At 58.4% G+C, this 23,391-nt stretch carries 23 protein-coding genes and 1 pseudogene; 16 read left to right on the top strand and 8 right to left on the bottom strand.

Annotated features, from left to right (window positions below):
- The 3 genes and pseudogenes from RV1423_RS04790 to RV1423_RS04780 form a co-directional block, all read left to right on the top strand.
- Window positions 1-306: pseudogene (locus tag RV1423_RS04790) on the top strand (electron transfer flavoprotein subunit beta/FixA family protein); the annotation flags it as partial.
- Between the two features lie 12 nt (window positions 307-318).
- A complete protein-coding gene (locus RV1423_RS04785) occupies window positions 319-1,260 on the top strand; it encodes an electron transfer flavoprotein subunit alpha/FixB family protein (RefSeq protein WP_034293716.1) in 942 nt (313 codons plus the stop codon).
- 127 nt (window positions 1,261-1,387) lie between these two features.
- Entirely contained in the window at window positions 1,388-3,190 is a 1,803-nt protein-coding gene (locus tag RV1423_RS04780; RefSeq protein WP_034293714.1) for an acyl-CoA dehydrogenase, read from the top strand.
- A gap of 59 nt (window positions 3,191-3,249) precedes the next feature.
- On the opposite strand, the gene RV1423_RS04775 is transcribed toward RV1423_RS04780, so the two are convergent.
- The gene (locus tag RV1423_RS04775) at window positions 3,250-3,666 is read right to left on the bottom strand and encodes a hypothetical protein (protein WP_034293711.1); all 417 of its coding nucleotides are present in this window, start codon (window positions 3,664-3,666) and stop codon (window positions 3,250-3,252) included.
- A 291-nt stretch (window positions 3,667-3,957) separates the two neighbouring features.
- Between RV1423_RS04775 and rpsP the strand changes: the two genes are divergently transcribed.
- From rpsP to RV1423_RS04720, 11 genes are all read left to right on the top strand, one after another.
- The gene (gene rpsP / locus RV1423_RS04770; protein ID WP_034293709.1) at window positions 3,958-4,212 is read left to right on the top strand and encodes a 30S ribosomal protein S16; all 255 of its coding nucleotides are present in this window, start codon (window positions 3,958-3,960) and stop codon (window positions 4,210-4,212) included.
- 48 nt (window positions 4,213-4,260) lie between these two features.
- Entirely contained in the window at window positions 4,261-4,824 is a 564-nt protein-coding gene (rimM, locus tag RV1423_RS04765; RefSeq protein WP_034293706.1) for a ribosome maturation factor RimM, read from the top strand.
- 35 nt (window positions 4,825-4,859) lie between these two features.
- Window positions 4,860-5,609, top strand: a complete 750-nt coding sequence (gene trmD / locus RV1423_RS04760) for a tRNA (guanosine(37)-N1)-methyltransferase TrmD (RefSeq protein WP_034293704.1) — start codon at window positions 4,860-4,862, stop codon at window positions 5,607-5,609.
- Between the two features lie 132 nt (window positions 5,610-5,741).
- Window positions 5,742-6,125: a 50S ribosomal protein L19 gene (rplS, locus tag RV1423_RS04755; RefSeq protein ID WP_034293702.1), complete on the top strand. Its 384-nt coding sequence runs from the start codon at window positions 5,742-5,744 to the stop codon at window positions 6,123-6,125.
- Window positions 6,126-6,210: 85 nt separating this feature from the next.
- Entirely contained in the window at window positions 6,211-6,876 is a 666-nt protein-coding gene (locus tag RV1423_RS04750) for a CoA pyrophosphatase (protein ID WP_034293700.1), read from the top strand.
- A gap of 181 nt (window positions 6,877-7,057) precedes the next feature.
- Window positions 7,058-8,014, top strand: coding sequence for a CobD/CbiB family protein (locus RV1423_RS04745; protein ID WP_034293697.1), 957 nt, complete (start codon window positions 7,058-7,060; stop codon window positions 8,012-8,014).
- Between the two features lie 170 nt (window positions 8,015-8,184).
- Entirely contained in the window at window positions 8,185-8,529 is a 345-nt protein-coding gene (locus tag RV1423_RS04740; RefSeq protein ID WP_034293696.1) for a DUF3579 domain-containing protein, read from the top strand.
- Between the two features lie 146 nt (window positions 8,530-8,675).
- Window positions 8,676-10,064, top strand: a complete 1,389-nt coding sequence (fumC, locus tag RV1423_RS04735; RefSeq protein WP_034293694.1) for a class II fumarate hydratase — start codon at window positions 8,676-8,678, stop codon at window positions 10,062-10,064.
- A 249-nt stretch (window positions 10,065-10,313) separates the two neighbouring features.
- Window positions 10,314-10,649, top strand: coding sequence for a hypothetical protein (locus tag RV1423_RS04730; protein WP_034293692.1), 336 nt, complete (start codon window positions 10,314-10,316; stop codon window positions 10,647-10,649).
- Window positions 10,650-10,699: 50 nt separating this feature from the next.
- The gene (locus RV1423_RS04725; RefSeq protein WP_034293689.1) at window positions 10,700-11,257 is read left to right on the top strand and encodes a glycine zipper family protein; all 558 of its coding nucleotides are present in this window, start codon (window positions 10,700-10,702) and stop codon (window positions 11,255-11,257) included.
- Window positions 11,258-11,497: 240 nt separating this feature from the next.
- Window positions 11,498-12,706, top strand: a complete 1,209-nt coding sequence (locus RV1423_RS04720; RefSeq protein ID WP_034293686.1) for a site-specific integrase — start codon at window positions 11,498-11,500, stop codon at window positions 12,704-12,706.
- Window positions 12,707-12,810: 104 nt separating this feature from the next.
- On the opposite strand, the gene RV1423_RS04715 is transcribed toward RV1423_RS04720, so the two are convergent.
- The 7 genes from RV1423_RS04715 to RV1423_RS04685 are packed head-to-tail and all read right to left on the bottom strand — an operon-like array spanning window position 12,811 to window position 21,181.
- Window positions 12,811-13,524: a TIGR02391 family protein gene (locus RV1423_RS04715; RefSeq protein WP_034293682.1), complete on the bottom strand. Its 714-nt coding sequence runs from the start codon at window positions 13,522-13,524 to the stop codon at window positions 12,811-12,813.
- Between the two features lie 13 nt (window positions 13,525-13,537).
- Window positions 13,538-15,658 carry a hypothetical protein gene (locus RV1423_RS04710; RefSeq protein WP_034293680.1) on the bottom strand — a complete coding sequence of 707 codons (2,121 nt, stop codon included), beginning with the start codon at window positions 15,656-15,658 and terminating at the stop codon, window positions 13,538-13,540.
- Entirely contained in the window at window positions 15,652-17,607 is a 1,956-nt protein-coding gene (locus RV1423_RS04705) for a hypothetical protein (protein ID WP_034293677.1), read from the bottom strand. The genes RV1423_RS04710 and RV1423_RS04705 overlap by 7 nt, the downstream gene beginning before the upstream one ends.
- Before the next feature lie 10 nt (window positions 17,608-17,617).
- On the bottom strand, window positions 17,618-18,250 hold the full coding sequence (locus RV1423_RS04700; protein ID WP_034293675.1) for a hypothetical protein: 633 nt from the start codon (window positions 18,248-18,250) through the stop codon (window positions 17,618-17,620).
- Window positions 18,247-19,161 carry an AbiJ-NTD4 domain-containing protein gene (locus RV1423_RS04695; RefSeq protein WP_034293673.1) on the bottom strand — a complete coding sequence of 305 codons (915 nt, stop codon included), beginning with the start codon at window positions 19,159-19,161 and terminating at the stop codon, window positions 18,247-18,249. Before RV1423_RS04695 ends, RV1423_RS04700 begins: the two co-directional genes overlap by 4 nt.
- Window positions 19,158-20,237 (bottom strand): nucleotidyl transferase AbiEii/AbiGii toxin family protein, encoded by a 1,080-nt coding sequence (locus tag RV1423_RS04690; RefSeq protein WP_034293671.1) that lies wholly within the window; start codon window positions 20,235-20,237, stop codon window positions 19,158-19,160. The genes RV1423_RS04695 and RV1423_RS04690 overlap by 4 nt, the downstream gene beginning before the upstream one ends.
- The gene (locus tag RV1423_RS04685) at window positions 20,234-21,181 is read right to left on the bottom strand and encodes a DUF6088 family protein (RefSeq protein WP_231502049.1); all 948 of its coding nucleotides are present in this window, start codon (window positions 21,179-21,181) and stop codon (window positions 20,234-20,236) included. The genes RV1423_RS04690 and RV1423_RS04685 overlap by 4 nt, the downstream gene beginning before the upstream one ends.
- A 252-nt stretch (window positions 21,182-21,433) precedes the next feature.
- Here RV1423_RS04685 and radC point away from each other — a divergent pair, with 252 nt between their 5' ends.
- Window positions 21,434-21,940: a DNA repair protein RadC gene (gene radC, locus RV1423_RS04680; protein WP_034293668.1), complete on the top strand. Its 507-nt coding sequence runs from the start codon at window positions 21,434-21,436 to the stop codon at window positions 21,938-21,940.
- Between the two features lie 540 nt (window positions 21,941-22,480).
- A complete protein-coding gene (locus RV1423_RS04675) occupies window positions 22,481-23,308 on the top strand; it encodes a DUF932 domain-containing protein (RefSeq protein ID WP_034293666.1) in 828 nt (275 codons plus the stop codon).
- Window positions 23,309-23,391 lie beyond the last annotated feature (83 nt).

The raw sequence follows: 23,391 nt of genomic DNA, 5'->3' as shown, positions 1-23,391 counted from the left end.
GAAGACGGCAAGGTCTCCGTGACGCGTGAAGTCGACGGCGGCCTGGAAACACTGGCGCTGACTTTACCTGCCATCGTGACCACCGACCTGCGCCTGAACGAGCCACGCTACGTCACCCTGCCCAACATCATGAAAGCCAAGAAGAAGACGCTCGACATCGTCAAGCCGGAAGACCTGGGTGTCGACGTCGCCCCGCGCGTGAAGACGCTGAAAGTCACCGAGCCGCCCAAGCGCAGCGCGGGCGTGAAAGTGCCGGACGTGGCCACGCTGGTGGCCAAGCTCAAAAACGAAGCCAAAGTCATTTAAGGAAGAGACAACATGACCGCACTTGTCATTGCAGAACACGACAATGTCAGCTTGAAGGGCAGCACATTGAACACCGTCACCGCCGCAGTACAAACGCAACAACAGGCCGGCGGCGAGGTCCACATCCTGATCGCCGGCCACAACGCCAAAGCGGCCGCCGATGCCGCCGCGCAGATTGCCGGCGTGACCAAGGTCCTGCTGGCCGACGCGCCGCAATTCGCCGACGGACTGGCCGAGAACGTTGCCGAACAAGCCCTGGCCATCGCCAAGGACTACAGTCACATCCTTGCCCCCGCCACCGCCTACGGCAAGAACATCCTGCCGCGCGTGGCCGCCAGGCTGGACGTGGCGCAGATTTCGGAAATCACCAGGGTCGACAGCCCGGACACCTTCGAGCGTCCGATCTACGCCGGCAACGCCATCGCCACGGTGCAATCGACGGACGGCATCAAGGTCATCACGGTGCGCACCACCGGTTTCGATGCGGCCGCCGGCGGCGGCGGCGCGACCGTGGAACCGCTGGCTGCCGTGGCCGACTCCGGCAAGTCCAGCTTCGTCTCGCGCGAAGTGGCCAAGTCGGATCGTCCGGAGTTGACGGCGGCCAAGATCATCGTCTCGGGCGGGCGCGGCATGGGTTCGTCGGAGAGCTTCAAGATCCTGGAACCGCTGGCCGACAAGCTCAACGCCGCCATGGGCGCCTCGCGGGCTGCGGTGGATGCGGGTTATGTGCCCAACGACTGGCAGGTGGGACAGACCGGCAAGATCGTCGCGCCGCAGTTGTATATCGCCATCGGTATTTCCGGTGCGATCCAGCATCTGGCCGGGATGAAGGATTCCAAGGTGATCGTGGCGATCAACAAGGACGAGGAAGCGCCGATCTTCTCCGTGGCTGATTACGGCATCGTCGGCGATTTGTTTGAGATCGTGCCGGAGCTGGTCAAGCAACTGGGTTAATCAGCAATGTCGAAACGGCCTTGTTAGACGACAGGGCCGATTTTTTAGCGGCTGTAGTGGCAAACAATGCGGAAGCAGCGCAACAGCAGATTGCGTCAAACAGGAAACAAGGGATCAGGAGTCGGAGATGAGTTACGTCGCACCATTGAAGGATATGCTGTTCGTGATGAACGAACTGGCGGGATTGTCGGAAGTCAACGCGTTGCCCAACTGCGAAGACGCAACGCCGGAAACCGTGGAAGCCATTCTGGAAGAGAAGGCCAAATTCTGCGGAGAAGTGGTGGCGCCGCTTAATCATTCCGCCGACAAGGAGCCGAGTTTCTGGAGCGACGGCAAGGTCACGACCAGCAAGGGCTTCAAGGAAGCTTTCAAGCAATTCGGCGAGGCTGGCTGGCAGGGCGTGCAGCATCCGGTCGAGTTCGGCGGCCAGGGCTTGCCCAAGCTGGTGGCGACGCCTTGCATCGAAATGCTCAATTCCGCGAACCTCTCGTTCGCCTTGTGCCCGTTGCTGACGGACGGCACCATCGAAGCACTGATGACGGCCGGTACCGACGAGCAAAAAAATACCTATCTGTCCAACTTCATCTCCGGCAAATGGACCGGCACGATGAACCTGACCGAGCCGCAGGCCGGTTCGGACCTGGCGCTGGTGCGCACACGCGCCGTGCCGCAGGACGACGGCAGCTACAAGCTGTCGGGCACCAAGATATTTATCACCTATGGCGAGCATGACATGGCCGAGAACATCGTCCATCTGGTGCTGGCGCGCACGCCGAATGCACCGGAAGGCGTCAAAGGCATTTCGCTGTTCATCGTGCCGAAATTCCTGGTCAAGCCGGACGGTTCTCTGGGCGAGCGCAACGATGTGCATTGCGTGTCCATCGAACACAAGCTGGGCATTAAGGCCAGTCCGACGGCGGTGTTGCAGTTCGGCGATCACGGTGGCGCGGTCGGCATGCTGGTCGGCGAAGAGAATCGCGGCCTTGAGTACATGTTCATCATGATGAACGCGGCGCGCTTTGCGGTCGGCATCCAGGGCATCAGCGTGGCCGAGCGCGCTTATCAAAAAGCGGCGGCTTACGCCAAGGAGCGCGTGCAGTCGCGCGACCTCGCCGGATCGGCAAGCGCGGTGACGATCATTCACCAACCGGACGTGCGGCGCATGCTGATGTCGATGCGCGCGCAAGTCGAGGCGGCGCGTGCGCTGGCCTACGTTGCGGCGGCGGCATCCGATGCCGGCCATCACCATCCTGACGAGACCACGCGCAAGACGAATCAGGCTTTCTACGAATACCTGGTGCCCATCGTCAAGGGCTGGTCGACGGAATTGTCCATCGACGTCACTTCGACCGGCGTGCAGGTGCATGGCGGCATGGGTTTCATCGAGGAAACCGGCGCCGCGCAGTATTACCGCGACGCGCGCATCCTGGCGATTTATGAAGGCACCACGGCGATTCAGGCCAACGATCTGGTCGGTCGTAAAACCTCGCGCGACGGCGGCGCTGTCGCCAAAGGCATCATCGGCCAGGTTCGTAAGACCGAAGCGGCGCTGGCTGCGGCTGGTTCCGGCGAATATGGCAGCGATTTGCAGGCCATCCGCAAGCGTCTGGCCGATGGCGCGAGTGCACTGGAAGATGTGATCAACTACGTGGTCGCCAACATCAAGACTGATATCAAGGGCGTGTTCTCAGGCAGCGTGCCGTATCTGAAGCTGGCGGGCATTGTCCTGGGCGGCTGGCAAATGGGGCGTGCTGCGCTGGCGGCGGTCGACAAGCTGAAGGCCGGCGAGGGCGATGCGCAGTTCTACAAGGCGAAAATCGGGACCGCGCGATTCTATGCCGATCATGTGCTGACGCAGGCAACGTCGTTGCGCGCGGCTATCGTCGAGGGCAGCGCCGGCGTGCTGGCGTTGAGCGACGAGCAATTCTGACGTCGTCTTCGCTGCCTGACTTGCCGGAGCATTCCGGCAAGTCAGGCAGCGCTTCCGGGTCAGCCGTAAGCGCCGCCGGTAAACAGCAAGTCGAAACTGCGCGCGAGTAGGGCGATCACCGACATCGCGCCGATGCCGAGCGTCAAGACCAGAATCAGCGCCAGAATCCAATGCGATTCGGATTTTTTGCCGGATGCGGGATTGTGTCCGGCATCCCATTTTTCATCAGGCGTCAGGCCGATGACGAGCGCTTCGAGAAAGCCGCACAATACCGACAGGACAAACGGCATTGCCATGAATAAGGGCTGGAAGTTGCTGAAAATCAGCATGGCCAGCGCCGATACCGGCAGGCAGGCTGCGTGCAGCCAGCCGAACAGGTCCTTGCGGCCGTATAAATAGAACCGGTGTATGCCGATGCCGCCCAAAACGGCTGCCAGGAACGTTGAGAGGGTTTTATTCTTGTGCGGAATTGTCATGAAGCTAATTCTTTGATGGCAAGGATGCAATGGAGAGGGCAAGCCGGCGAGCGGAAGGCAGCGTAGTGTTGTAAAAAAACTGCGCCTAGTATAGCTGTTGGACGATGCGCCCCGAGCAAGGTTTTGCGGGGCTGTGTCAGAAAAAGGAGTAAAAATGGGCGGGACGGCGTAAAGGCCTGTGTCGGCTCATCCAGACAGGCAGGGCGCTTTCCCGTATTCATCTTGCTGTGTGGTCGGTATTTCGGCTATAATCACCAGCTTTTCCGTGTTCGAACACTTTTTGGAACCATTATGGTCGTTATTCGTTTAGCTCGTGGAGGCGCCAAGAAGCGCCCGTTCTTCAACATCGTTGCAACTGATTCGCGCAATCGCCGCGACGGTCGCTTTATCGAGCGTCTGGGTTTCTACAATCCGGTTGCTTCCGGTAAGGAAGAATCCTTCCGTATCGCTCAAGACCGTCTGGCTCACTGGCAAGGCGTTGGCGCACAACTGTCGCCGACCGTTGCTCGTCTGGTCAGCGAAGCCGGTAAGAGCGCTGCTGCTTGATTGCAGCCGCTTTTTGCCTAGTTTTGCAAGCGAATTGGTAAGGCAGGTTTGTCACGCACAGCACAATCAGGCGTCGCAGTTCCCCAGGATCTGGTGACGGTAGGTTATATCTCCGGTGCTTATGGTATTCAGGGATGGGTGCGAGTCAAACCTTATTCGGCAGATGCGGATGCACTGCTGGGCGCAAAAACCTGGTGGCTGGACAAGCCGGAATTGCGTGATGTCGAGATGATGCAGGCCAAGCACCACAGCGGTGATGTGGTGGCGAAGCTGATGGGGGTGGCAGGCCGCGATGCCGCCGAAGCGCTCAAGGGCGCCGTGGTGCAGATCGCGCGTAGTCACTTTCCTGCTTTGTCCGACGACGAATTTTATTGGGTCGATCTGATCGGCCTGACGGTTGAAAACATGCAGGGTGAATCCCTGGGCGAGGTCAGCGATTTGATGGATAACGGGGCGCACCCGATCCTGCGAGTCGCGACTGCGGGCGCTCAGACGGAGACCGCCGACAGCAAGGCTGCTGCAGAAATCCTGATTCCTTTTGTTGACCAGTTCGTCAAGTCCGTCGCCATGGCGGAGAAAAAGATTGTGGTCGACTGGGGACTGGACTATTAAGCCGGCAGCGTTGGCGGTATTGGAAAGGGTGTCGAATGCAATTTGATGTCGTCACGCTTTTTCCCGAAATGTTTGCAGCTTTGACGCAGTCCGGCGTAACCCGCCGTGCGTTCGAGCAAAAGAAGTGGGGTTTGTCTTTGTGGAATCCACGCGATTTCACGACCGACAATCATCGCACGGTCGATGACCGGCCTTATGGCGGCGGACCGGGCATGGTGATGCTGGCCAAACCGTTGCAGCAGGCGCTGACGGCGGCGAAGCAGCGGCAGCTTGATCTGGATTTGCCGGCGCCGCGAGTCGTGTATCTGTCGCCGCAAGGCAAGCCGCTGACGCATCGGCGAGTCATGCAATTTGTGCGAGACCCCGGCGTGGTGTTGTTGTGCGGCCGCTATGAAGCGATCGACCAGCGTTTGCTGGACAGCCATGTGGATGAGGAAATCAGCCTCGGCGATTTCGTCCTGTCCGGCGGCGAGTTGCCGGCGATGGCGTTGATGGATGCAGTGATTCGACAATTGCCGGGTGTGCTGAACGATGGCAGTTCTGCTGTCGAAGACAGTTTTGTGAACGGTTTGCTGGATTGCCCGCATTACACGCGTCCGGAAGAATATGAAGGCGTTCCGGTGCCGCCGGTCTTGCTGGGCGGGCACCACGCAGAGATTGAGAAGTGGCGGCGCGAGCGGGCGCTTGAAGCGACCGCAAGGAAGCGCCCCGACCTGATCGCCAAAGCGCGTCAGGATGGCCTGCTGAGCAAGGCCGATGAAAAGTTTTTAAGCAGTTTGGAGTAGATGCAGCAAAAGTGCGGGCAATGCCGGAAGACAACCGAAGGCGGCGTCCGTTGATAAACCCCATCCTCTACCGGGCTTGTCGACCTTAGGTCGATGCTGCAGCGCCGGCAAGATGGTTTTCGGAGCAATAAAATGGATCTGATCCAGCAATTAGAGCAAGAAGAGATTACCCGTCTCGCAAAGAATATCCCTGACTTCGGGCCAGGCGATACAGTCATCGTCAGCGTCAACGTGGTCGAAGGTACGCGCAAGCGCGCCCAGGCTTACGAAGGCGTCGTGATCTCGCGCCGCAACCGCGGTCTGAATTCCAACTTCATCGTCCGCAAGATTTCTTCCGGCGAAGGCGTTGAGCGTACATTCCAGTTGTACTCGCCACTGATCGCTTCGATCGAAGTCAAGCGTCGCGGCGATGTCCGTCGCGCCAAGCTGTACTATCTGCGTGAGCGTTCCGGCAAGTCGGCACGTATCAAAGAGAAGTTGCCTAACCGTCGTGGCGCTGCCAAGGCTGAAGCGTAATCTTCGCGTCATCTGCGATATATGCATGCACAAAAAGGGGCGTCTTTCGACGCCCCTTTTTGTATTTACCTTTTAGGATGCTGTCTTGGCAAATTTTGATCCTCTCACTCTCCCGATTGAGTCCATCGCCGGCGAAGCGAGGCTGGATGCCGAGCGCATGCATGCGGACTGGCTGCGCCGCCGCTTTGCGGAGTCCCGTCCGTGGTCGCCTGAAATCAATGACGAGCAACGCGTGCGCCAGGTCACCGGAGCACCACGGCCGGCCGCGGTGCTGATGCCCATCATTGTCCGGGACGAGGGGCCGACGCTGCTGTTCACCCAGCGCACCGCCGATCTCAAGGATCATGCGGGCCAGATCAGTTTTCCGGGTGGGCGCACCGAACTGAGCGACGTTTCCCCGGTTGACACCGCACTGCGCGAAACTGAAGAAGAGATCGGCCTGGCGCGTGGCCATATTGAAGTCATCGGTTCGCTGCCGGAGTATTTCACCGGCACCGGCTATCGCGTCACGCCTGTGGCCGGCCTGGTACGACCGCCGTTCGAGGTGGTGCCGGATCCTCGTGAAGTGGCGGAAATTTTTGAGGTGCCGCTGGCTTTCCTGATGGACGGAATGAACCATCAGCGCCGCACCATCGAATTGCCCAACGATCTCGGCCGCCGCACGTTCTATACCATGCCTTACCAGCGTTTCTTCATCTGGGGCGCAACGGCGGGCATGCTGCGCAACCTGTTTCATTTCCTGCGTAGCTGAGCGGGAATCCGGCAGCAGCCTTGGCGCTGCTTCATAGGGAAAATATCGCCCCACGACAACATAAAGCGTCAGGAACACTGGCCGTCGTTGTATCATTTACGTGTTTCCGCGAAGGTTTTTGCGAACTCATATTCGCTTGGCGGCAAAGCTCACAAATAAGACTCCACCAAAAGGCGGCTTGATGACATTTCTTTCCATACTCTTTGCGCTCCTGATCGAACAATTGAAGCCGCTGCGTGCGGACAATCCGATATATGCCTGGATCAAGTCCTTCGCGGCCCGGATCGAGAACTGGTTCAATGCCGGTCATGCGCATCATGGACGTCTGGGATGGTTTGTCATGGTGGCGGCGCTGACTGTTCCCGCCGGCCTGATTTACTGGATTTGCCTGCGCATCAGTCCGTTGGCGGCGCTGGCCTGGAATGTCCTGATCGTCTATATGACGCTGGGTTTTCGCCACTACAGCCACTATTTCACCTCGATCCAACTGGCACTGAACACTGGCGACGAAGTCGCGGCGCGCGCTTTGCTGGCCGAATGGATCAAGCAGGATACGTCCGACATGGACGTTACCGAGATTTCGCGCATCGCCGCCGAAAAGGCTCTGGTGACCACTCATCGCCATGTATTCGGCGTATTTTTCTGGTTCCTCATGCCGGTCGGCCCGGCTTGCGCCGTCATGTATCGCGTTTCCGAATATCTTGCGCGCGCCTGGAACGAACCGGATCATATGAAGCAGGAAGTCTTCGGCCGCTTTGCCGAACGCGCGTTTTACTGGATCGACTGGATTCCTGCGCGGTTTACCGCTGCGGCCTTTGCCGTGGTGGGCAATTTCGAGGACGCCATCTATGCCTGGCGCAACTTTGCCGATCGCTGGACGGACGAAGCCGTCGGCATCATTCTGTCGGCTGGCGGCGGCGCAATGGGCGTGCGTTTCGGAACGCCGGCGGAGTCCGCCTCGGGAGTGTTGCCGATTGATGCGGCGACCGTCGATTCGACGCTGGAAGCATCGGACGGATTTCCTGGTGATGCGCCATCTCCGCGCACCTTGCAGAGCACGGTCGGCCTCGTCTGGCGTGCAATGCTGCTGTGGATGTTTCTGCTGCTACTGCTGTCGGTCGCAGTCTGGCTGGGATAATACGGACGGGCATGTCTTGTCAAAAGACAACTTTCTTGCGAGCATCCCGTAGTTGAGATAGTGGTGTATCTGAAGTCTTCTATAAGATATAATACTTGGGTTTCGACGGCTCCCTTCCCAAGAGGTCGGAAGCTATTTATGTGGCAAGCGCTAGAGAACGAATTGCACGCATGGCTGATCCCATCAATACCACCAACGCGCCGGCACAAGAATTCATCATCATGGGGCTGACCCAGGATGGGAAGCAGTTCCGACCCAGCGACTGGGCCGAACGACTCTGTGGCGTCATGTCCTGTTTCCGCCCTGAAGGCTCTGGCGGCCGCAACGCTCATCTCAAATATTCCCCTTACGTTTTGCCGACCATGATCAACGGCGTCCGTTCGGTCGTTGTCAACGAGGCGCTGCGCGCTCTCGATCCGCTGGCTTACCATTTCGTCCTGAATTTCGCTAAAGACAACAACTTGCAGGTGATCGACGCCTGCCTGCTGCCGGAACCGGGTTCCCGCAAGCCGTAGAACGCATTGCACCAGTGGTCGCCATGCATACGGCCACTGGTGCAATGCGTTCCAGTTGTCTCATATCGCTCAAGCCAGCATTGTGCGCCAGAGCCGTACGGGATGTAGCGATTCCTTCGAACCAAATTCTTGCGGAGAAAAGCATCATGAAACATCGAATTGAGCGTGACACCTTCGGTCCGATCGAAGTACCCGACGACAGGCTGTGGGGCGCGCAGACGCAACGCTCGCTGCACCATTTCCATATTTCCACCGAACGCATGCCCGCCGAACTCGTCGTGGCGCTGGCCGCGGTCAAGCGCGCTTGTGCAACGGCCAATCGCGACCTCGGCAAGCTCGACGCCAAAAAGGCCGAAGGCATCATCGCTGCCGCCGACGAAGTGATCGCAGGCAAACATCCGCAGGAATTCCCGCTGTCGGTCTGGCAGACCGGTTCCGGCACGCAAAGCAACATGAACATGAACGAAGTGCTGGCCAACCGCGCCTCGGAATTGCTGGGCGGCGTGCGCGGCGAAGAGCGCAAGATTCACCCCAACGACGACGTCAATCAAAGCCAGTCTTCCAACGATATTTTTCCGACTGCGATGCATGTGGCGGCATGCCTGGCGGTGGCCACACACCTGATTCCCAAGCTGCACAAGCTGCGCGCCACGTTGGAGGAAAAGTCCGACGAGTTCAGTGATATCGTCAAGATCGGCCGCACCCATTTGCAGGATGCGACACCGCTGACGCTGGGCCAGGAATTTTCCGGCTACGTCGCACAACTGACGCATGCCGAGATGGCCATCATTTCCACGCTCAACGCCGTCAGCGAGCTCGCTGCGGGCGGCACTGCGGTCGGCACCGGCCTCAATGCCCATCCCGAGTTCGGCGCGCGCGTCGCAGCAGAACTGGAGAAGCATTACGGTTTCCCATTCAAGACCGCGCCCAACAAGTTTGCCGCGCTGGCCAGCCATGATGCGCTGGTGTCGGCGCATGGTGCGCTGAAAACGCTGGCGGCCGCCTTGATGAAAATCGCCAACGACGTGCGCTGGCTGGCTTCCGGTCCGCGTTCCGGCCTCGGCGAAATTACCATTCCGGAAAACGAACCGGGCAGTTCCATCATGCCGGGCAAAGTCAATCCGACCCAGTGCGAAGCGCTCACCATGCTGTGCGCGCAGGTGTTCGGCAACGATGTCGCGATCAACATCGGCGGCGCATCGGGTAATTTCGAGCTGAACGTATTCAAGCCGTTGATTATCCACAACTTCCTGCAAAGCGTGCGCCTGCTGGCAGACGGCATGGACAGTTTCGACGATCATTGCGCCCGGGGCATCGCCGCCAATCGCGACCGCATTGCCGACCTGATGGAACGCTCGCTGATGCTGGTCACCGCGCTGGCACCGCACATCGGCTACGACAAGGCCGCGAAGATCGCCAAACAGGCGCACCATGACGGCACCACGCTGAAGCAGGCCGCGTTGGCGCTCGGCTACGTGACCGAAGAGCAGTTCGCTCAGTGGATCAGGCCGGAAGAAATGACCGGTCCGAAGTAAAAGCCTGAACAGGCCTGTCTAGACTTGTTGCAAAAGTTTTCCGAACTGCACATACGCCGCTTTGCGAAAAGCGGCGTAGTCGTTTCAGCATGCCCGTGACTCCTCCATATACGGCTTTGTAGCGCCATGTACAGGATTCTTAAATTGGGTTACGAATTGAAACAAAATCGTTGAGGCGCAAGGCTTTTGAGTATATTGGCTACAGGGAGATGGTGCGTGCCGTCTCCAGCGGAAATACTTGAGGCGAACATGAAAAAAGCAACTGTGTTGGGATTACTGGCGTTAGGTTGCATGCTGGCAAGCGGCGCCAGCTCGGCGCATACCCGCTTTTATGGCGGCGTCTACATCGGCGGCCCGCTCTGGGTGCCGCCTCCGGTTTATTATCCCCCGCCGGCTTATTATCCTCCGCCCGTCTATGTGGAGCGTGCGCCGCCGGTCTATATCGAGCAGAACCCCGCGCCGAGCAATTACTGGTTTTACTGCCAGGAATCCAAATCGTATTATCCCTATGTCCAGAGTTGTCCGAGCAATTGGATGAAAGTCGTACCGAACGGTCCGAACGGCGGACAGCCGCCGCCGCAGTAAGGCATTGAACAGGCAGGCAAAGACCGGACAGCATATCCAAGGACAACATCGTGAAACCAATCTACAAGACAGCAGGAAGCCTCACGGCCATCGCCGCATTGCTGGCGCTGGGCGGTTGCGTCAGCGTGCCGACCGGCCCCTCCGTGATGGCCATGCCGGGAAACGGCAAGTCGTATGAGCAATTCCGCGCCGAACAGGCGCAATGCCAGCAATATGCGCAGGAATCCATTGGCGGCCAGGCGCAAGCGACGCAAAACAATGCCGCCAATAATGCAGCGGCCGGAACCGCCATCGGCGCGGTGGCTGGTGCGCTGATCGGCGCAGCTTCCGGCAATGCCGGAGCGGGCGCGGCGATCGGCGCCGGCGGCGGCCTGCTGGTCGGCAGCGCGGCCGGCAGCAATGCCGCAGCGGGCGGCAACTATTCGATGCAGCAACGCTACGACATGACCTATAGCCAATGCATGTACAGCAAGGGCAATCAGATCCAGAGCACGCAAACGACGACCTACGTCTATCATCCGCGTCGCTATTACTATGCGCCGCCACCGCCTCCGGGATACTACGGTCCGCCGCCGGTCTATTATGGCCCGCCTCCCGGCGCCTATTGATTCCGGCAGATTCCAGCAGGTTTCACCGCAACCGCATCGCCCAATCGATGCGGTTTTTTTATTTCATGCTGTGATCAGCACCGAATTTGGCTGATCTACGCTGAGGCCCGCCACAGCGAGTTTCCCTAGGGATCAAGTGGATTCACCATACCCCGGTGCTTTCCACAACCCGATCCGGTTTCCATCCGCTTGGCTCCCAGCCGACACCTGGAAACTGGCTCATTTTTCCTAGGAGTCAGCATGGCTAAAATCAAACTCACCAAGTCCGCTATAGACGCGGCACAACCCCAGGCGCAGCCCGTCGAACTGCGCGATACCCTGGTGCCCGGCTTCATGTGCAAGATTACACCAGCAGGCCGCAAGGTGTTCATGCTGCAGTACCGGACCAATGCCGGGGAGCGGCGAAAGCCCGCCCTCGGCCTGTATGGGGAGCTGACTGTAGAGCAGGCCCGTTCGCTGGCACAGACCTGGCTGGCCGAGGTTCGCCGAGGTGGCGACCCCGGCGGCGACAAGACCGAGGCGCGCAAGGCACCGACCGTCAAGGAACTGTGCGGGCGTTTCATGTCGGATTATTCCAATGTTCGCAACAAGCCGAGCACGCAAAAAGGCTACCAGGGCAATATCGACCGCAACATCATCCCCATTCTTGGTCGCATGAAGGTCCAGGACGTCAAACGCCCGGATGTTGCGATGATGATGAAGAAGCTAGAGCCGACTCCGATGGAGGCCAACCATACGCTCGCGGTCATGCGAAAGATGTTCAACATGGCCGAAATTTGGGGCTTGCGGCCGGATGGCACGAATCCGTGCCGGCATATTCCCCAATATCCTCAAGGCAAGACCACCCGGCTAATCACCGACGAAGAAATGGGCAAGCTGTTCCGATATCTGGACAAGGTAGAGGTCGAAGGCAGCGAGCCGACGGTTGTCACGCTGGCCATCCGCCTGCAGTTCGAGTTCGCAGCCCGTCGCTCCGAAATCCTGTTGCTGGAGTGGGCTTGGGTCGATCTGGAGAATCGGCGTGTGGCCTGGCCCGACAGCAAAACTGGAGGCATGTCCAAACCGATGAGTGAGGAAGCTTATCGCCTCCTCTCGACAGTGCACCGGCACGAAGGCTCGCTCTACGTGCTTCCATCGCTGCGCGATCCGCTCAAGCACATGACGAACGGGGAGCACTACAATGGCTGGAGCCGCATCCTGAAAGCTGCCGGAGTGCAACACGTTGGCACACATGGCATTCGCCACCGTTCAGCTACCGACATCGCTAACTCGGGCATCCCGGTCAAGGTGGGCATGGTGCTGACCGCGCACAAGACGGTGGCGATGTTTATGCGCTATATCCACACTGAAGATGCTCCGGTACGGGCCGCAGCCGAACTGGTGGCGAACCGGCGCAAGACGATCGCGGAGGCACAGCGGGAACAACCAGAACCTATGGCCACGGTCTAAGGCGATGCAAGCACATTGTCCGAAGGCGCCTGCGGCGCGATCGGACAATTGCGCTACAGTATGTTGGCAGCCTGTCTCGGGCAATCGACCACGGCCCGAATGGCTCAGGGCTTCGGCACATCCTTCGCTTCATATATCCGCCGAGCCAGAAGGCTAGCGAAGATCAGATACTGTGCAGCTTTCTCCGGGTCAAGATCATGATTGAGAGAGTGCGCCTTGGGGTTGCGGATACCGAGGTAAGTACCGATCAGAATCTGCATGAACCCTTTTTGGTCATTTCGCCCCGACTCAGTATCAAGCTCGCTGAGTATCAAGTGTGGTTTTTCCAAGCTCAACACTTGTGTTGCTAGTGCCGATCCGTCGAGATCGAGGCCAGTACGCTCGCGCATCAGGTCAAAAATGGCAACAACCGAGTTCAAAACTGCATCTCGATAGTGTCCGTTCACATAGTGCTGGAAGGCGTGCGCGAAGATAACCGGATGTAACAGTTCTTCGAAACCAATGCTTGGTTGCGTGCCCGCTCCGCTGCGCACATGCGCTTCTGCCCTGGCCTCCACCTGCGGTAGATCACGCGCAAGGATGTCGTCATAGTCATTGGCATCTCCAAATCCAATATGCCTTCCGAGGTTTCCCATGTCTTGCTCCGGGAAACCTGCATCCGTCCAAAGCTTGCGAAGCGATTGGTAGTCTGTTTTCAAATAACCATTAACTAATTTCGCACCAGCTTTATCGTCATCTGCGAGCAAGCCCTGTGCGTCGATTGCTTTCTGGCGTATCGCCCGAAACACAGCATTTACTTTCAAATACCATTCAAGCATTGAGTCTCCATATTCAATTTTTATCCAGGCCCGCAGAGGCATCTCCGATGCCCGGAAGGTCGCTGGCCACAGATGCCGTCTTTATTGCCAAGTCGGGTACCTTCTCTCGCTTCGGCTGCCTCTTAGTCGCTTTCTCAGTAGTACCTGAAAGCTTCGCATTTTTACTGATACCGCTTGGCAAGTACCGTCGGCCCGGCACTTTGACGATTACGACGTGTCTCGGCTCGGTTTCACCTAATCGCTGTATGGAGCGACATTGCATTAAGGATCGGATGTGCGGTGTACCTTCGAGCTTCGGAGCGGTTAGATCAAGGACAAGCAGGAACCCCAATCGAATACTGACGTTCTGGTAGTCGGTAGTTTGTCCCGCGTAATGACTTGCCAGTGAATCAAACGATGCATCATCTATTTCACGCTTGATTTCGATTACCATGCGCTCTCCCGTGACCTTCAGCGCCACGTCGGCGCGGCCCCCGCCAAGGTTCGTGGGCTCCATTTCACCTGATGCGGATTGAGTGCTTATCCAACGAAAATAATCGTCTTGAAGTGCGCTCTCTGGTGGCAAGGTGCCGTCAGATGTCTCGAACAGATACGTGACCGATGGATCATCCTTCTTCGTGATTTCCAGACGATTTTTGAGAAATCTGGTCGTCCACAGTAAAACTGTGCCGAACAATTTGGCACCTCGGACACTGTCCCTGTAGTCTGGGTGGTGCTCCACCGAGGCCAAGCAATGGTCAAAGATATCGATCTCCGCCGTGCTCAGCCCTTCGAGACTGAATGCATATGCGTTCGAGACCACTTCGATGGCGCGCCGTTCGGTTTCTTTGCTGCAACGGGCTTGCGACAGTACGGCAGCGACCGGCGCCCAAACGGTGGCTGCCTCAGTGGGGTTTCGCTGGGCCTCTGCATCTGCAGTCATCAAACGGTCAATTCCGCTTAGGATCGCATCAGCTTCGGGAACCTGCTCGTGCTCGCGATTTTGTTTCAGCCAGCATTTCAAAAGATACGCTTGCCCCTCGCGTTGCGCGATCGAAGACTCGATCCTGGGACGCAGCAAAGTCTCCAAATATCCATCTCGGCTGCGTTTCAGGATCGTTCGTCCCGCGCTGTAAGCAGCCAGCACCTGACACTCGATCACAACCCTGGGCTCCCACCAGCTAATCTGTTGCAGACTGTCGGCAAGAGATGCGAGTGTTCCCGCAAGATCGTTCCAGCATGCAGCTTGTACATGCCGTGCGCCCAACCATGCAGGCGAATTTATGTCGGCATGCCATGCAAGTAGCTCGAAGGCAGATTTCTGAATCGCTGCGCTACGCGCTCTCAACTCAACGTCTGTCTTGTGCGCATCGAAATCCGTCAACAATATGAGACATTCTCCGTACAGCGCTGCCTCCGGCGTTGCTTCTTTCAATGACTCCGCCTTCTTGAACCACTGTAGCGAATCCAGAAATATGGTGTTCGCCACATCTCTCTTCGGTTCATCTAGTGCAGAAGCCAGACCTGCCATCCCCAACTCAAAGCATGCCTCATATGCCGCGTCTTCACATTCGGAGAAGAGGCGCAGCCTATCGACGAGTTCCGCTTCGCGCCAATGAGAATGGGCGATCCCCATGATCTTCGCGGCATGGCGAAGGAAATGGGATTCATCGGAGACCTGAATGCCCAACAAGGCATCCAGTAGGCGCAGCTGCATTCTGCGATCGAATGCAGCCAAGCGGAAAGCTCCTTCAAGCGCTACGGCGCGCGCATAGCCCGTGAGAGCACCGGAAACATCCGTTGCCTTCTGCAAGAAAGCCGCGAACACGTTGTTGGCGGTACCGCCCGGCAATTGACATGCATCCAGCGCGTCGACCATCTCGATTAATACAACATCGTTCGTCGCCTCCCGTACCAAGAGATCAATCAGATCTTTCCATGGATGCACATCCTTGACCGATGCGTCATTCGCGTCTCGAAGAACTGCCAACAAAATCTCACCGGCCAAGAGCGATGCTCCTAGCGATGGGGCAGCCTGAGCAACTACCTCGAATCCGCCGAGGTCATCGACGCTCGGCACTTTTCCTTGACTCAACAACGCATGCAGAGTGACTTCCACTGGATGCAGTTGAATCCCCGGAGCGGTCGTTACCACAGGTAGCCTCCATTGGTGGCTTCTCTGCGATGGCTTTCAGGGATGTGATCAATCATCGCTTTCGAGGTTACGCCTGCAACGAAAATCTGCAGATGGGGAAGTTCATCACGAATATCCTTCAATCCCGAGAGCAGTTCACGAAGATCCTCTGGCGCGATTTCCTGCGCAGCGGGCGAATCGATCATGATCAGACCAGGGTGTCTTCCGACACCTCTTCGTTCACCGACCTGAATCATGGCGAGAACTGTGGCGACCTTCAGTCGCAGGCGTTCGCCTTTCGTCACTTTGCTGAACGATGTCTCTGCGCCACCCTTCGTCAGGATCAGACTCGCATTTCCGCGCAATTGAGCCTTCGACAAACTGTGCATGCCAAAGCGCTGGGCGAAATGAAGAAGGCTGGTGGAAACTTCTGTCAGAAATTCGTCGCGGACAGCTTTTGATCGTGTTTCCGTCTCGCTGACAATGGCTTTGAGTACAACAGCTTCGTCGTCAGTTACATCATCGCTACCAGGATCAAAGCCTGCTTCTTCGAGGCGACCTTCGAGCACTGCGATCTCGTTGGCAAGAAGCTTTCGGGCATCGAATGACCCAAGCTGCAGCGTCAACGCTTCACTCTTGGTTTGAATGCTCTCCAGATCTACTTGCAAGGCCTGGAGGCTCTCATCGGCCAGACCACGGTTCTTTTGGGCCTTGTCGAACGCCGCTTTTGACGCTTTGACGCTCGCCTCAAGCTCTTTCCTCAGAACATCCGCATCCTCGCTGCTTGAAATGTTCTCTCCGCATACCGAGCATGAATGGCTGGCAGCCTCCTTTTTCTTCCGTGCCTGATCGATCTCGTGATCACAACGCGGGCAGCAACTCGGGTCGAGCAAACGGAAGACCGAACCTGCCGCCGTCGAATCCAGGTGGGCCTGTAACTCCCGGCGATCTTGCAGGTAGGCGGCGTTTGCCTGCTGCTCTGCGAGCGTCTCTCGATCAAACCGCTCTTGCATCGCCTTCTCCCGACGCTTGGTTTCCGAGTACCTACCGCTAAGTACCGAGAGCTCAGCCTGGATCGCCTCATCTGAGGGTTGTTCACTCAATGCTTCCCGCTTCTCTGCAAGCGTTGCTTCGATCTCCTTGACGCGGGTTTGCTTGGCACGCGCACCTTGATTGCGACGGCGGACCTCCAGCTCATTTCCGGACTCGACGAGTTTCAGTGCCGCCGCTGCCGTGGCCAGTGTCGAAACCCATGGAACGCCCAAGTACATCTGCATCAAACGCGCCTGAGTTCCTGTCGTAGCGGGCAGATCACCGAGCACTACGTCATAGTTGGTGCCGATGAACATCGCACCCGACAACGCCGGCCAACCATGAACGACGGCATGGCCGGTCTTTTCTTCTGAGTCGCTTTCGCGCCATGTTGCAAGCCCCTCCATCGAGAACGCACGCAGAAAGAAGTCCGACATAACCATCTCGAACTGCTTGTCGCTATTGAAGGACGCTAGCACCGTAGGGTTCGCTGTTGCCGATGAGCGCCGGCTCAGCGTGCCAGAGGCCCCATTCTGACAATCGAGCCGCACTTCATGTTCGAGCCCGTCGAGATCGAATCGCAAGCAGGCGTTGTGTATCCAGGTTCGGACGTCATCCTGAAGATTTGGAGACGGCCTGCCGCGCATCAGCCAGCGTACGACTTCGATGATCGATGACTTCCCGCGCAGGTTTCGGTCCGTCATCATTCCCCAAAGCCCTTCATTGAGGTCTGGCCATTCGAAGGTATAGAGTCCGTCGTCCTCGACACCTTGCTTCGTCCCCCCGAAAGCAATACTCAAAAGCTTCATCCTGCGCGGAGCGGGTAGCACCGGGGTTGGCACGATATGACGCGCGGTCAACACTGATTCCACGCGATTCGTATTGACCTTCGCTCGGCTTGCGATGGCGTCCAGCCATTCCATGCTTTCTTTTGCCATGTCTCCCCCTTCAAGCGGTTTGTTTGAGTTGATTCAGTCTTCGTTGCACATCCGTGCCAATAGGAGGAATGATCCCTCCGAGCTGAGTTTGAGCGTACGTTGCCTGCTCGTACTGCTTCTCCTTCAGAGCGCCACCGCCGCGTGTACCGGCAATGTCCGCGACTAATGCTGCGCGGTGTGCATACCATTCAAGAATTGGTTCCTGCACAACAGCATTCGAACAGACATCTACCCCGCGAACCGTCAGGATGAAATTGGTTTCGTGGACCTTCACCTTCCCTTTGATGCCGGTGATGCGGACTAGGTCGCGCGATCGAAGCAAGGACAGTGCATCGTCGAGGCGCTCGTAGGCACCAAACAGATAGCGAATCATTGGAATGCGCCGCAAGTCAGGCTCATCGCTTTCGAAGATCGCTTCCGCAGCTTGACGGTAGGTCGCATTGCCTGTCGCTTCGTAGCCGTCCAACAATTCGCTGGCCAGATAATCCGGGTTACGCATCCAAAAATCGAAGGCATGCAATCGCGCCTCGCCTTTGAAAATCTTGGCGACTGCCGGGTCGTTCGGATCTGTCCATGGCATACCGCCGGCGTTCAGAATGAAAAGTATCCGGATTGCGTCCCGGTGCGGCGTTCGAGCATTCACACGTTCCCCTTTTTTCTCAGCATCAGTTGAATCATCGCGAACAGGCGATGGAACAGATAATCGACATGATCCACATCAATGACGGCGACTTGGTTGACTTCTGAGTGCCGGATGAGATGGCTATTGCCAATTGCTGTCAGTTCGATCGCTTCCGCTTCCAGCCGTGACCGCAAAGATGGTTCTGCTGCCACAGCATCAAGGATGATCTTGATCGACCGCTTCTTATCGCCAGGGTCCGCCAGTGACTTGAGCCGCTCCCACGCATCCCACAAGCGTTCCAGCGCTTCGCGGCGCACAAGTGGATTGCGATCGGAAAATTTGGTCCGGCATTCCTCCAGCATGTTGTCCAGCGTGCGATCCCCGCTACGAAACGTTATTCGCTTGAGATCGTCGCCAAGCACGGGAGGAAGAACACGCACGATGCGGCCGGTCGACAGCATCTCGAACGCCACACCGTTGCGCGCAAAAATGCGGTTGACGGTCTTGCGGAATTCTTCCTGTCCGGCCGCTTGGTCGAACGTCAAATGATGGTGGTTGAAATAGTCGTGATGCTTGCCAAGGATCGGTTGTGCCACGGCGGCATACACGAATTCCACAAAATCCAGCACCAGCATGGTGTCGGGTGCAAACGGCTGACGCTGCGAGAAAAATTCTTCACCTTCCATGCGAGATGTTTCCAACGGCCAAGTCAAGCCTGGCATTTCCGCAACCACGGACGCTGCAAGCGCATCCGAATCGCTGCCACAGACCGCTTGACCATCCGGGCAGCGCTCGGGAAAGCGCTGGCCAAAAGCCCCGCTATTGATCAGCGCCTGCACCGTCCCCACCAGCCCCGCCCACACGGCAGGTGAGATCACCTGATCGGTACGGGCGCGAGGGCCGTTCTCTCTGTCACTGAAGTAATCGCTCATGGATGCTGCGCTCCTTTCGTGGTAAGTGCGGCCATTCCAGCACCATTGACGATCTGCTCGAAGCGCTCTGCGCTGTCCAGGACGGCATCAAGCCGTGGGATTTCGCCGAAGACCATGCCGGCCATGGCTTCGTAGTCTCGTTCAAGTGCATTTCGCATGGCGGCGCTCGGCGTCAGTGTGAACGTGCCGGGTACTGCAATATCAAGCCCCAGATCGGCGCTGCCGAAGAACAATCTTGCATGGCGAGCGCAGTCGATCGCCAGCGCTTGATCGTTTTGCCATGCGGCCGCCAATGGCGCTTGCATCAGTTGGTGCACGTCATAGTAGTGACGCGAGACGCGTTGCCCGCCGTGCCGTAGCTCGCCGCGACGGTCATGCCATTGCCGTAGACCGTGCAAGATCATGACCTTGTCCCAGAAGGTGCGTTCAGGCTTCACAGTGATCACGTTCGTCACGGTCAAGTCCAGATCGGGCAGATCCTTTGTCACATACGGCGTGACGGAGGCCGCGACATGCGGATCGAGCGCCGATTTGGCACCCGCCTCAATCTTGACGGCTGAGCGGATGTAGTCGCCGGTGGTGGCCGTGACTGCGGGATACCAGAACAACAGGCTCTGACCATCCTTATCGTCGGGGTCGGGCTCCAGCCGAAAACGGTCCTCGGGGATGACAGATGTCGCGAGGTGAGTGAACTGCGCTGTCAACGGTCCCGCGATATAAGCCTGGCATGCATCGCGGATGGCTTCGAGACGTGCACGGCGCTTTTTCCCGCTCAGCGCATCAAGGTCGGCAACCTCGGCCCCCTGTCCCAAATCATCACGGAACACCGTGATGTCAATGTCTTCGGAAAAACGGGAGATCAGGCCGAAGGCCTTGGAGAGCGAGGTGCCGCCCTTGAACAGCAGGCGGGGGCCACCGACCTCCAGACCGTTGAACAGTGCATCCAGTGTCCAGCAGACCCAGAAATCCTTTTCGACGTTCTGGACCGCTGTACCGAGGCGGGCCGCAGCACCGAGAAATAAGTCTCGCCGTTCGGCATCGCTGGCGGCAATGACAGTATGGAATGCTGGATTCAACTGGCCTCCACGTGTTTGGCCGAGCGGCGGCGCACAGACGGGGATTTTTCGGCACCGGATGATTGGCGTGTCGCGGTCGATGCAGCTTGCGGATCACATCCAGGGAGTTCACGGACCAAACTTTGCATCCACGCCGGCAACACGTTGAAACCATCGAGCAGATCCTGGCGGATCGCGGCACCGTGTACAGGGTCGGCCAGCACTTTGGTCAGCTTGCTCAGGACAGGAGCGCGCTCCGAAGTCAATGTGTCTTTCAACCAGTGCAGCGCCTGTACGATGCGCATGGCCGGACGTCCCGCCCAGTAGAGACGGCTGGGCGCCGTTTGCTTGAACTCGATGGTGAGCTTGTCGAGTTGAACCGCACGGCGGCGGGTGTCGGTATGAATGGTGACGCGAGCGGGTACGGCGTCGGTCAGGCCGAGGTCATTGGCGGCGGTCATGCCGTCTACCAGCAGGCGAAGTTGATCCCGACGGGCAATGGCTTCCGCCACCGCGCGGTAGTCCGGGGTTGTGGGACGCTTGGTCAGGCTGTTGAGTTTGGGCCTGTCATATAGGCCTCTGTCGATGCGACGCAACTCTCCCGCCCGCACCATGCGCTGCAGGGTCTTGTCGATGGCATCACGGCTGCCCAAATGAGCAAAGTCGGTTGGTACCCAAACTTGTCCGGGTTCGGCCTCTTCGATCAGGGCAGAGATGTGGGATTTGAGTTCGGACATCATTTCTCCTGTCCGATATTTATATATCTTTTTCGGACATTGAGCAAGAGTCTTGTCCGAAAATTGTAGTTTTATTTCGGACGTCTTTGGCATTGATTTCGTCTTGGTGCCAGCCCACAGCGCAATCGTTTCAACCGTCTGTTTAGGAACGCCAATAGCGTGGCATCCCGGCGTGCCGCCGTCGGGCTCGCGGGCGTTGCCCCGCGCCTCGTGCCGAGTCGCGGCCATGCGGCTTTGATCCCTGATGCCTCCGGCCGTCCCTGCGCTCCCGGCCTGCGCGCTGCGCTTGCCCAAGGGCAATGGAGTGTGGTGGGGTGGACTTGCTGTTCCCTTCAACGTACCACGCGGTTCTCGCTGTCAAGGTCTGCGCGCACGGTGTGCGCTTGCGTCCTGACGGTCGTCTGCGAACCCTGACAACTGCGCTGCAGCGTGCCGGGGCCGGTCTCGGGCAATTCCGCCCGCTACAGACCGGAGCAGACCATGTCGCAGCTATCTCTTTCCCTCGATTCTTCTCTTCTCGTTCGCGATATCACGGGCGACTACCGTCCGGCAAACGCCGACGAGGTGTTGCAAGCCGCACAGCGCTTGCTGGGTGTGCAACTGCGTGGGCGTGAAGTGCTGTCTTCGTCGCAGACGGTGCGTGACTTCCTGCGCGTAAAGCTGGGTGGTTTGGAGCACGAGGTGTTCGCAGTGCTGATGCTCGACGCGCAGAACCGCCTGATCGAATACGTCGAGCTGTTCCGGGGCACGGTGAGCCAGGCATCGGTGTATCCGCGCGAGGTGGTCAAGGAATCACTGGCGTTCAACGCCGCAGCGGCGATTTTTTGCCATAACCATCCATCGGGTGTCGCCGAACCATCGCGGGCCGACGAGGTGTTGACGCAGACCCTCAAAACCGCGTTGTTGCTGGTGGACGTGCGGGTGTTGGATCACCTGATCGTCGCGGGCAACGAGGTCATGAGTTTCGCCGAACGCGGGATGCTGTAGCCCGAGGGGGCATCGCCCCCTTTTTTGCTTCGTCCGCAATACCGCTGCGCGCTGCGCTTGCCCTCCAGGGGATCGGCTGGTCAGCCCATCCCCGCCGCACTTCGCTTGGCGCCCCTGCAATGCCGCCGAACAGGTTGCACCTGATCGGCCAACAGCTATCCAGCTAGGCGCGCCGCCGGCACGCAGGGGCGCTCGCCGCGCGGCGTTGGTTTCAGCGCATCTCCTGGCCCATCGGCCGCTATTCGTCTTTCCCCAAGTTCATCGCTTTTTCCCGCGACCGTAGCCCGCGGTGCCTGGCCGTCAAGGCGCGCAGGGCCGAGTCCTCGCCGTTGGCTGCGGGCCGCACCAACCCTGCGCTTGCTTCCTTGACAGCCAGTCCCTCGCAGGCCCGGTTTTTCGCGGGCGATGAACTCAGGAAAGACGGCGGCAAACAGGGACCGGCCCAGGTCTCTGCGCCGAACCAACCGAAGCCACAACGGGCTCCGAATCTTGGAATCCGGTTAGCTTTGAAACCACAGCAGCATTTTTTGGAGAAAGATCATGCAACTTGCTACCCGCTTCGCATCCCGTTCCCCCGTACTACGCGCCGATCACCCGCTATCGGATGACCAGATTCGCACCGTAGCCCCGTCCATCTTCGCCGAGGACAAGCACGCCAGCCGCTCCGACCGCTACGCCTACATCCCGACCGGCGCAGTGCTGTCTGAACTGCGCAAGGAAGGATTTCAACCCTTCATGGTGTGCCAGACCCGTGTGCGCGACGAAGGCAAGCGCGAACACACCAAGCACATGGTACGGCTGCGCCATGCCGACCAGATCAACGGCACGGAAGCCAACGAAATCATTTTGCTGAATTCACACGATGGCACCAGCAGCTATCAAATGCTGGCGGGCATGTTCCGCTTCGTCTGCAAAAACGGATTGGTGTGCGGCGATACCGTGGCCGATCTGCGCATCCCGCACAAAGGCGATGTGGTCGGCCAAGTGATCGAAGGCGCGTATGACGTGCTGGATGGCTTCGACCTTGTGCGCGAACGGCGCGACGAAATGCGGGCTATCACGCTAGACCGGGGCGAAGCCGAAGTGTTCGCCCATGCCGCGCTGTCCCTCAAATACGACGACCCGGCTACGCCCGCGCCGATCACCGAATCGCAATTGCTGATGCCGCGCCGCCGCGACGATGACCGGCCCGACCTGTGGAGCGCCTTCAACCGCGTGCAGGAGAACCTGACGCAAGGCGGGCTGACGGGGCGCAGTGCGAACGGACACCGCCAACGCACACGGCCCATTCAGGGCATCGACCAGAACGTCAAGGTCAATCGCGCCCTGTGGCTGCTGGCCGAAGGCATGAAGCAGCTCAAGGCCTGAACGAACGAACCCGAGGGGCTGGCCCCCTTGATCACTTGTCTATTTATTTCAAATCTTGAACGTCCCGCAGGGGACAGGAGCTA

This window comes from Herbaspirillum sp. RV1423, from assembly GCF_000577615.1.
In the GTDB taxonomy this organism is placed as follows: domain Bacteria; phylum Pseudomonadota; class Gammaproteobacteria; order Burkholderiales; family Burkholderiaceae_D; genus Herbaspirillum.
The sequence above is the reverse complement of the archived record's forward strand: the minus strand, read 5'-3'. Positions and strand labels throughout refer to the sequence as shown.